General features: G+C 41.6%; 3 protein-coding genes. All 3 read left to right on the forward strand.

Features of this window, described 5'->3' with window-relative positions; all coding sequences use genetic code 11:
- Positions 1-111: 111 nt before the first annotated feature.
- The 3 genes from PHAL_RS0121940 (at position 112) to PHAL_RS23360 (ending at position 9,304) form a co-directional block, all read left to right on the forward strand.
- Entirely contained in the window at positions 112-3,720 is a 3,609-nt protein-coding gene (locus PHAL_RS0121940) for a glycosyl hydrolase (RefSeq protein WP_232321844.1), read from the forward strand.
- A 60-nt stretch (positions 3,721-3,780) separates the two neighbouring features.
- Positions 3,781-6,627 carry an alpha-L-rhamnosidase gene (locus PHAL_RS0121945; protein ID WP_016710584.1) on the forward strand — a complete coding sequence of 949 codons (2,847 nt, stop codon included), beginning with the start codon at positions 3,781-3,783 and terminating at the stop codon, positions 6,625-6,627.
- A 73-nt stretch (positions 6,628-6,700) separates the two neighbouring features.
- Positions 6,701-9,304, forward strand: coding sequence for a family 78 glycoside hydrolase catalytic domain (locus tag PHAL_RS23360; protein WP_016710585.1), 2,604 nt, complete (start codon positions 6,701-6,703; stop codon positions 9,302-9,304).
- Positions 9,305-9,335 lie beyond the last annotated feature (31 nt).

The following is a 9,335-nucleotide window of genomic DNA, read 5'->3' on the forward strand; positions in this document are numbered from 1 at the left end:
AAGATGATGAAACAGATTAACGAAACTTTAACGCTTAGATATACGAAACAATCAAAGCGAGCTTTTTCAAAGTATGGTCGTTTTTCCATTTGCGCTTTTAGCTTTTTAATATTGTCTGCTTGCACAGGCGTTGAAGAAATTTCAACAGTTGATTCTGGCGCTGAGCAGTTTGAAGAACAAGCAATACAAGCATTAAGCTTATCTTCCGAACAATTTTATCAAGCGCCTACAGAAGTATTAAAAGCCAATTTTAAGACGCCGCCTGAGCAAGTAAAACCTTGGGTTTATTGGTATTGGGTTAGTGATCACATTTCGAAAACGGGGATTGAAAAAGACTTAGCGGCGATGCAAAAAGCCGGTATTAATACTGCGCTAATCGGTATTATTCATCTTAAAGACGAACAAGGCGAAGTCAAAGCCTTAAGTGCCCCTTGGTGGGATCATGTGCGTTTTGCCATTAAAAAAGCAGCTGAATACAACATCGACATTGGATTGTTTAACTCACCCGGCTGGAGTCAATCAGGAGGCCCTTGGGTGACGCTTGATAAATCGATGCGTTATTTAGACTCAAGTGAACATCAGGTTGTTGGCCCGAAGCAACTTCACATGGCGTTAAATGCACCAGAAGCCAAAGGCCTAAAAAGTAACAGCGCAGACTTTTATCAAGATGTTCGCATTGTCGCGTTTAAAACACCAATTTATGAACAAGACAAACTAACAGCAAGCAATAGCGAAATTAGTATTAGTAATCCGATCACAAATAGTTTGCTAAAAAACCAAGCGGTAGACGCACTTTTTGACGGCAACGGCAGCACGGTTTACGCGCTGCCACAAGAAGTACTTAACCATCAACGTCAAGGATCACAAAGCAAAGGTCAGCTACAAATTGACTTAGTGCATCCAACAGCATTTCAAGCCCGTAGCTTAGAGATTTATCCTTACAAAACCTTAAAAACAACCGTTACCCTGTCTGCTAAAAATAAGGCTGGTGTATTTGAAGAAATTAAAACCTTCGAAATGCAACGTCCACGTGATATGGCAGCTATTGGTCCAGATCATGACGCGCCGATTGCCGTCACTTTTCCAGCGGTTGATGCCAAACATTTTCGTTTAACGTTTAATGGATTTCATCGTTGGCGTAGCGATAACCCAACCGACCCAGTTGGTTTTAAAGACATCGTATTATCAAAGGCTTACAAACTTGAACGTTATGCCGAGAAAAAACTAGCCAAAGTTTTCCCCAACCCGATGCCTAAATTTGATACTTACCAATGGCCAATGTCTACTGATGTTAGTGATCCGGCGTTATTAGTTGCCGCTGATGAAGTAATAGATATCACCAAACATGTCGAAGATGGACACCTAACTTGGCAAGCACCTGCGGGCGATTGGACAATTGTGCGTTATTTTATGCGCACTACTGGCACCGAAAACGGCCCATCAAGTGGACCCGCTCGAGGCCCAGAAATAGATAAACTCAGTAAAGAAATTGCTCAGTTTCATTTTGATGCGTACATCGGTAAATTTATTGAAAGCATGCCAGCAGCTGATCGCACCGCGTTAAAATATGCTGTCGTTGATAGTTACGAAAAAGGCGCACAAAACTGGAGTGACGGTTTTGCTGAAAAATTTGAGCAACGTTACGGTTACGACCCTGTTCCCTTTTTACCAGTTTATAGTGGCCGCGCTGTTAACAGTGTTGCACAAAGTGAGCGGTTTTTATGGGATGTCCGCCGGCTAGTTGCCGATGGTGTTGCCTACGAATATACCGCAGGTCTTAGAGAAAGAGCCCACCAGCACGGGTTAAAACTGTGGTTAGAAAACTATGGTCATTGGGGTTTTCCCGCTGAGTTTTTACAATACGGTGGCCAAGCTGACATCGTCAGTGGTGAATTTTGGGCCAGTGGCAATTTAGGCGCAATAGAACTCAAAGCCGCTTCCTCTGCTGCCCATATTTACGGCCAAAAAACCGTGATGTCAGAGTCTTTTACCTCGGGGCGTGATACCAGTTTTAAAAATCACCCATGGAATTTCAAAAAGCGTGGTGATTGGTCGTTTGTAGAGGGGATAAATCACACCTTGTTACATGTTTATATACATCAAGCGTATGATGACCGTTTTCCGGGGGTAAATGCTTGGTTTGGCTCTGAGTTTAATCGTAATAATACGTGGTTTGATTTTATGGGCAGTTGGCTTGATTATATAAAACGCGCGAACTACATGATGCAACAAGGGAAATATGTTGCTGACATTATGTATTTTATTGGCGAAGATGCGCCGAAAATGACTGGCGAAATTAACCCCGCAGTGCCTGAGGGCTATTCCTACGACTTCATAAACGCTGAGGTGATTTTAGAGCGGTTAACCGTTAAAAGTGGTTATTTTCATTTGCCAGATGGCATGCATTTTAAATTATTGGTGTTACCTAATTTAACAGCCATGCGCCCAGCGGTGTTAACTAAAATTCAGCAACTGGTTAAACAAGGCGGTACGATTTATGGACCTAAGCCAATACATTCTCCAAGTTTAGAAAACTTTCCGATTGCCGATCAAACCGTCCAACAGATTGCAAATTCATTGTGGCAAAACATTGATGGTGAAACTGTTACCCAAGCCAGTTACGGCCAAGGACAGGTTTTTTACACTGCAAATATCAATGCAAGCAACAGCGCAGATCTAAGCAGTGTCTTATCTACCACCAACACGCCAGCAGACTTAACGGGCTTGCCAGAAAATGTTATTTGGAGTCATCGCAGCAGCGATACTCATGATATTTATTTTATCGCCAACCAATCAGAGCAAAGCCTTGATATCAATCCAAGTTTTAGAATTAACCATGCAACTGGCAGTGCCGCGTCGTCATCACACATGCAGCCACAACGTTGGAATGCAGTGACTGGTGACATTGTTGATATTGCCCGGTTTGAATTAACCGATAACAACACCCGCATCCAAACACCGGTGACTTTACAAGGGTTAGAGTCGAGCTTTTTTGTTTTTGAAAAATCACCCGCGGCAAAACAAACCAGCCATAAAGTCAGCATCAAAAGTATTAACAAAGAAGAAAAAAACATGTTTTTACCATCGATGTTTAACCAAGATGGCACGACAACGATTGACGTTAGCGAAAATGGCGTTTACCAAGTCACAACAACAGACAATGTTAAACGCACATTAAAGGTTGATGATATCCCAACGCCACTAATACTTAACAAACCTTGGCAGTTAACGTTCGAACAAAATCGCGATGTGCCAAACACACTCACCTTAAACCAGCTCTCGTCGTTAACCACTTTAGAAAGCAAAGCCCTACAACATTATTCAGGAAAAATAAGTTATCAAACCACCTTTAGTCTTGATGAAAACATGTTACTTGATGATCAAACCTTACAGCTCGATTTAGGCGAAGTTGGTGTGATTGCGCGCGTAACGCTTAACGGTAAAGATTTAGGTGAGTTATGGAGCCGACCGTTAACGGTTGATATCACCGACGCTGCGCAACTTGGCGACAATACATTAACCGTAGAAGTAGCAACCACTTGGTTAAACCGTATGGTCGGAGATTTAAAATATCCTGAACAGTTCCCCGACAATCAAGTGGTTAAAAACTTTAATACCGACGTAACCTTTACCACTAACCTATCAGCCAAAACGCCATTACAACCGTCAGGTTTGCTTGGGCCAGTATCGATTAGACCTATCCGCGCACTTAGGTTTTAAGCCATGTTTTTGTGCAATAAAAGCATCATAAAATAACGAACATTTAGAATAGAGACAATTATGTTGAAGTCCATTTTAAAAAAATTAACTAACCACTATATCAATGCCCAATACAGCATTTTAATCTGCTTGATATTTTTGTTATCGGCTTGCACCTTTACCAATAATACCGAGCTTGAAGGACAAGCCCCTATAGCCCTAAAAGTCGGTGAAGGTTTTATTAACCCAATTGGTTATTACGAACAAAACCCACGATTCTCTTGGCAAATTGCACCTTCAGCCAATTATCAATTTCAACAGGCCTATCAAATTCAGGTAGCTACCAGTGCCGATAACATTGCTAAAGCGGATTTATGGGATAGTCAAAAACAATTATCCACCAGCAACGCTTGGATACAATATCAAGGCACCCCGTTATCCTCTCGCCAGAAAGTATATTGGCGGGTGCGAATTTGGGATGAACAAGATAAGGTTTCACAGTGGAGTGAGCCAGCCTTTATTGAATTAGGTTTATTATCCAATGATGATTGGCAAGGCCAATGGATCCGACACCCTGAAACCGGTGAAACTGTCACATTTGATATAATCGACAATAAAACAAAAAATACCAAAACAGTCACCAATAAAGTATATCGGCCACAATATTTAAGACGATCTTTTACCACCCTAAACAATACTGTCTTAGAAGCGCCAGAAGTTAAGCCAAGCATCAAACAAGCACGTTTATACATTACCTCAAAAGGTATTTTTAACGCTTATGTTAATGGTCAAAAAGTTTCTGAAGATGTAATGACTCCAGGGTGGACACCTTATAAACAACGTATTGAAACCTTAACTTATGATGTAACTTCATTGGTCCATTCCGGTGAAAATGTGCTTGCTGCTACTGTCGCTGAGGGCTGGCATACCGGACGTTATTTAAAGTTAAGAGCGTTAAAAGTCAAACCTTCAGCTTTGTTAGCACAGCTTGAAATTATCTATAGCAATGACACAACGCAAATTATTACAACTGACGACAACTGGCAAGTTACACTTAACGGACCTATTCGCAATGCCGGTAATTATGATGGCGAAACCTATGACGCTAATTATGAAATGCCAGGTTGGCATACGGTTAATTTTATCCCTGATAACTGGAACTCTGTGATCACCGAAGCGTTAGAACCTGATGTTGAGTTAGCGCCAAAACGGCATCAAGCGGCAGCCGTAAAATTAACTTTGCCGGCAGTCAAAATAGTTGAGGTAGCCAATCCGAAACCGGGTGTTGTAGTGTTTGATATGGGACAAAATATGCTGGGCGTGCCTGAATTATCATTGCCTGGTATTGCCAATCAAAAAATGACTTTTCGATTTGCTGAAGCCTTACATAAAAATACGTTTTATACTAAGAATTTACGTACCGCAAAAGCAACTGATTACTATACACCTGCTAAATCAGGCCAAATCAATTATGTGCCAACCTTTACTTTTCATGGGTATCGATATGTTGAAGTATCAGGCTTTGATCAATCTAAAACGCCTAATTTAAGTTGGGTCAAAGGCCGAGTATTACACTCAAACTTTAACGTACATGCTAACTTTAAAAGTTCTCATAAAAAGCTTAATAAACTAGCTGAAAACGTGGTTTGGGGCTTGCGTGGCAATTTTTTAGATATTCCAACTGACTGCCCTCAACGTGATGAACGTTTAGGCTGGACAGGAGATGCTCAAGTATTTGCCGCACCATCGATGTACATGGCCGATGTATATGGCTTTTGGGCAGCATGGATGCAATCGGTCAGAGAAGCTCAAGCTAAAGACGGCGGCGTACCAAATTTCGTACCAAATAAAGGCCATGGTTTTGGTAAATTAGCCTCAGCAGGCTGGGGTGATGTTGCCGTGATCATCCCTTGGGAGCTGTATTTATTAAATGGCGATAAACAATTTTTACAAGACAACTATGCCATGATTAAACGTTGGCTCGATTTTCACAAATCTAAGTCAGAACAGTATATTTCGAGCCTACGTGGTTTTAAAGATTGGTTGCAACCATACGCCAAACAAGGTCAAACGCCTCAATACTTAATATCTACGGCTTATTATGCACGTTCATTAGATTACGCCGCCAAAATAGCCAAAGTACTAGGTTATGAAAATGATGCCACAACCTATACTGATACCTTAAATAAAGTAAAACACGCCTTTCGCCAAAAATTTTACGATGAAAAGACAAAGGTAAAAAGTGCGTCAACGCAAACCAGTTACCTGTTACCACTAGCATTTGAGTTATTTGAAGGCCAAGACCTGTTGAATGCGCAGCAACATTTAGTCGAAACAATTGAAGCCAGCGATAAGCATTTAGGCACTGGATTTCTTGGCACACCTTTATTGGCCCCTGTATTACAAAACATAGGTCGTAGCGATCTCATGTTTGATGTTTTGTTTAAAGAAACCTATCCCTCATGGTTTTATTCCATTAATAATGGTGCGACCACCACTTGGGAGCGTTGGAATTCATACTCACTTGAAGAGGGTTTTAGTGAAGAATCTATGAACTCACTTAATCATTACGCCTATGGTGCCGTGGCTAAGTGGTTTTACGAGGGGATTTTAGGCATTAATGCTGCCAGTGCGGGTTTTAAAGATATTACCATTGCACCACAGTTTAATCAGCGCTTAGGTCATGCAGCTGGCAGCTATCACACACCACAAGGTGAAATTAAAGTGAGCTGGAAGATTGGCCAAGATCAACTGGATATGCAAGTAACCATTCCGAAAAATAGCCGAGCAAAGCTTGTATTACCGCACGTTTCACTATTAACGATTAATGGCGAAAAAGTTGCTTCTGATGAGTTATTGAAAAAGCAGGCAATGACCAAACTCACACCAGGTGTATATCAGCTTAGTGGGAAGGTTAAAGTAATCTAGTAAGTTAATTCGCCTTGAACACTTAAGTGTAAAACCCATTATCAAATAAGAATAAAATGATTAAGAGTACCCTATGATAGTTAAATCGATAATAAAAAACCTAGGTCGTATAGTCGCAGTGTTAAGTGCTATATTAACACTGCAAGCATGCGGTTTACTTGATGAAAACGATAGTACAGCAGCTACATCGCACCTATCTAAGCCTTATGCTTTAAAGATCAATGAAGGTTTTAACAACCCTTTAGGTTTTTACGATCCCAAACCGAATTTTTCATGGCAGCTGTCCGCTGATAACAACACTTTAGCGCAAACAAAATATCAAATTGTCTCCGCTAGTCAGCCAGATTTATTACCTAGTCAGGCTGATCTTTGGGATAGTGGCGTGGTGACAAGTGCGCAAAGCACCTTTGTTGATTACCAAGGAAAAACGTTAAGTTCAAGGCAGCAAGCTTACTGGCAAGTACGTTATTGGGATGAACAAGGAGAAGTATCAAGCTGGAGTGATGTTGCACACTTTGAATTAGGTTTATTATCTAATAAAGACTGGTCGGCCAAATGGATCGAAATCAAACAAACAGCCCCTGTTAAACTAAGTAATTACGGTACGCCGATTCATATTCCACAACATTTACGTACTGAGTTTGAGTTAAAAACGGCTAACTCAAGCACAAGTGCTAACAATACGAATATCAAAAAAGCACGGTTATACATTACTGCAAAAGGAGTATTTGAAGCTTTTATCAATGGTCAGCGGATTGGCGACGATATTTTAACGCCGGGTTACACCCCGTATAAGAAGCGCATTGAAACCCTCACCTACGATGTCACAGCACAGTTACAAGATGGCAAAAATGCTTTTGGTATTCAGCTAGCTGAAGGCTGGTATGCCGGCCGTTTTGGCCCTAAACGTCATTGGCATAAAAAATTAAACCTCTCCCCCAAAGTTTTAGCCCAACTTGAAATTGAATACAACGACGGGAGTAAGCAAATAGTAGCAACCGATAATAGCTGGCAAGCGACACAAAATGGCCCTATTCGTACCTCGGGTTTATACGATGGTGAACGTTATGATGCGCACTATGAATTATTCGACCAAAACGTGTCGTGGCACCAAGCCGGTTATAACGCATCGAACTGGTCAAATGTCACCACCAGCGCATTAGAGCCACAAGTGCTATTGCAACCTAAACGCCACTATACTTCGAAAAATAAACAGCTATTACCTGCCCTTGCGATAAAACAAGTCGGTGGTAAAACCGTATTTGATTTAGGGCAGAACATGGTGGGTGTGCCTAAAATTAGAGTTCCGATGAAAAAAGGCCAAACCCTGAATTTACGTTTTGGCGAAGGGGTCAATCCAGACGGTTCATTATTTACCAAAAACCTAGGCAGTGCCAAACAGTTAGATTTTTATACCGCCAAAACCGGTGGCGTGATTGAGTGGCAACCACAATTCACCTTTCATGGTTTTAGATATGTTGAGCTCAGTGGTTTTGACGCAACAGTTAAGCCAGAGCTTTCATGGGTAACGGGCGTAGTACAGTATACAGATTTTGATATTAACGGTAAATTCACCACTTCACACCCAGAATTAAACCAATTCCAATCTAATATCGAATGGGGTCTAAAAGGTAACTTCTTAGATATTCCCACCGACTGCCCGCAACGTGCTGAGCGTTTAGGTTGGACTGGCGATGCTTTAGCGTTTGCCAATACCTCACTTTTTATAGCCGATAGTCACGCATTTTGGTCGGCTTGGTTGCAATCGATTCGAGAAGAGCAATTTGACGATAACAGTATTCCGGTTGTTGTGCCTAATGAAGTAGGAGAAATTGCCCAAGCAGGTTGGTCTGACGCGGCAGTGACCATTCCATGGGATGTGTACTGGCGTACCGGCGATAAAAAGATCCTCGCTGAAAACTACGAAATGATGACCCGTTGGATCCTATATCACCAAACCCAACTAAAAGATGGCATCAGTGAAATGTGGACTGTGGGTGATTGGTTACAACCTTATTCAAAACGTGAAGATTCTCGTCGTGGTGAAACCGATAACAGCCTCATTTCTACCGCATTTTACGCACGTTCAGTTGAGTTCACTTTAAACAGCGCCAAAGTATTAGGCAAAATCGACGATGTAAAAAAATACAGTAAATTATTAGCCGAAATAAAAGCCAAATTTCAGCAGCACTTTTTTGCTGACAATGGTCGGTTACAAGTAGGTGAACAAGCACAAACGGCTTACCTACTCGCGATTGGTTTTGATTTACTCGACGCTGAAATGACCCAAAAGGCAGTTCCGCATTTATTAGCCACTTTTGAAGCTGCTAACGGTCATTTACGCACCGGCTTTTTAGGAACTCCGTTGCTTGCGCCAGTATTAGATAAAATTGACCGCGCCGATATCGCGTTTGATTTAGTCTTTAAACAAAGTTACCCGTCGTGGTTATTCTCGGTGACACAAGGCGCAACAACGGTCTGGGAACGTTGGGATGGTTACACTCACGATAAAGGTTATGCCAAAAAAGCTGGATCGCTCAATCACTATGCCTATGGCGCAATTGGTCAGTGGTTATATGACAGAGTTGCTGGTATTAGCCCGTTAAGTGCTGGGTATAAAACTATTAGTATTGCCCCCTGCATATTCTCCCTAGCTTTGATCACCCAATGGCATTAACTTTGATCGCTTATTCTCATTAAGCTTTGAT

Origin of the sequence: Pseudoalteromonas haloplanktis ATCC 14393 (assembly GCF_000238355.1) — a bacterium.
Taxonomy (GTDB): domain Bacteria; phylum Pseudomonadota; class Gammaproteobacteria; order Enterobacterales; family Alteromonadaceae; genus Pseudoalteromonas; species Pseudoalteromonas haloplanktis.

Bases quoted from the DNA above. Each gene is read 5' to 3' on its own strand.
- PHAL_RS0121945 (WP_016710584.1), top strand. From the start codon at position 3,781: ATGTTGAAGTCCATTTTAAAAAAATTAACTAACCACTATATCAATGCC.
- PHAL_RS23360 (WP_016710585.1), top strand. From the start codon at position 6,701: ATGATAGTTAAATCGATAATAAAAAACCTAGGTCGTATAGTCGCAGTG.